This window comes from Streptococcus sp. GMD1S (assembly GCF_000296875.1).
In the GTDB taxonomy this organism is placed as follows: Bacteria; Bacillota; Bacilli; order Lactobacillales; family Streptococcaceae; genus Streptococcus.
The window spans coordinates 1-1399 of sequence record NZ_AJQY01000137.1 but is presented as its reverse complement, the minus strand read 5'-3'; the positions used below and the strand labels follow the sequence as shown (position 1 = coordinate 1399).

The 1399-nt window shown below is 35.2% G+C and carries 1 protein-coding gene; it reads left to right on the top strand.

All coding sequences use genetic code 11. The annotated features are described in order from the left end of the window. Positions 1–539 precede the first annotated feature (539 nt). On the top strand, positions 540–1298 hold the full coding sequence (locus GMD1S_RS07690) for a class I SAM-dependent methyltransferase (RefSeq protein ID WP_001287243.1): 759 nt from the start codon (positions 540–542) through the stop codon (positions 1296–1298). Positions 1299–1399 lie beyond the last annotated feature (101 nt).

Below are 1399 nucleotides of genomic sequence, written 5' to 3'. Positions count from 1 at the left end.
GACAATCACAACTACTCAAGGTGTTGGTATCAAGGTTGACGTAAACTCACTTTAATTAACAGATTTTTAAAAACGAGTACGAAAGTGCTCGTTTTTTTAGGTACGACGGACATTCCGTTCATCTGAGGTGTAAGTCCTCTGTGGGTACCATATACTAGTAAAGCCAAAAGTGATTCCCAAGCCTGACTATTGTGAGTAGCTGATCGAACGGCATTAGGATAGACTGTTTAAGTCTGACGTTGGAAATAAGAATCGGCAGAGAAAGAGATAGAGAAATCTTGGCTATACGAATAGGCACGTGATAGTAAAGCGTATATAGCGGATAAGAAGGCCAGCAACTCTAAAGTACAAATATGTAGGCGTAACCTATATGCGTAAACTACGTGAGCAATTGAATTCGAACTAGAGAGGTGATTAATAGATTTATGCTATAGTCATGGTAGCTTGTATGCTTTTGATTCTAGTTTATCAAATAATAGATTAGAATTGTCAGACAATATAATTTTATGTTATAATGAAGAAAAAATAGAGGTGTTCAAATGTCAGAAGCAGGTCATAAGTTTTTAGCAAAACTGGGGAAAAAACGCTTACGTCCAGGTGGAAAACGTGCTACAGATTGGTTAATTACGGAAGGAGGATTTTCAAAAGAAAAGAGAATACTAGAGGTTGCGTGCAATAGGGGAACTACAGCAATTGAGTTAGCACAGCGTTTTGGTTGTAAGATAACTGCTGTTGATATGGATGGACAAGCCTTAGAAGTGGCTAAAAAATCTGCTGAAACGGCAGGTGTTGGTCATTTGATCAGATTTGAAAGAGCAAATGCAATGAAACTTCCTTATGGAGATGCTAGTTTTGATATTGTTATAAATGAAGCTATGCTGACTATGCAAGCCGATCAAGCTAAGAAAAAATGTGTAATGGAGTATCTGAGGATTTTAAAACCTGAAGGTCTTCTTTTGACACATGATGTGCTTCTTAAGGAAGCTAAAGAGTCTGTCAGACAGGAATTGTCACAAGCAATTCATGTAAATGTAGGTCCTTTAACTCAAGATGGTTGGGAACAGGTGATGATAGAATCAGGTTATCGTGATGTGAAAATATTGACTGGTGAAATGACATTAATGAAATTATCAGGTATGATTTATGACGAAGGTTGGCTAGGAACTTTGAAAATTTGCGTAAATGCTTGTAAAAAGGAGAATAGAAAGCAGTTTTTAACTATGTATAAAATGTTTGCTAAGAATAAACAGAAATTGGGCTTTATTGCTATGGCTAGTTATAAATCGTCAAATCGTTAGATAATTATTGAAGTTAACTTTTCCTTTTTTCTTTCTTAAAAAATATGGTATAATAGAGAGTAAAAAACTTTGAAAGAAAGAAAAAGATGAATTTAAAAGAT

Excerpts from the sequence above, each read along its gene's own strand:
- GMD1S_RS07690 (WP_001287243.1), top strand. The coding sequence starts at position 540 with ATGTCAGAAGCAGGTCATAAGTTTTTAGCAAAACTGGGGAAAAAACGC.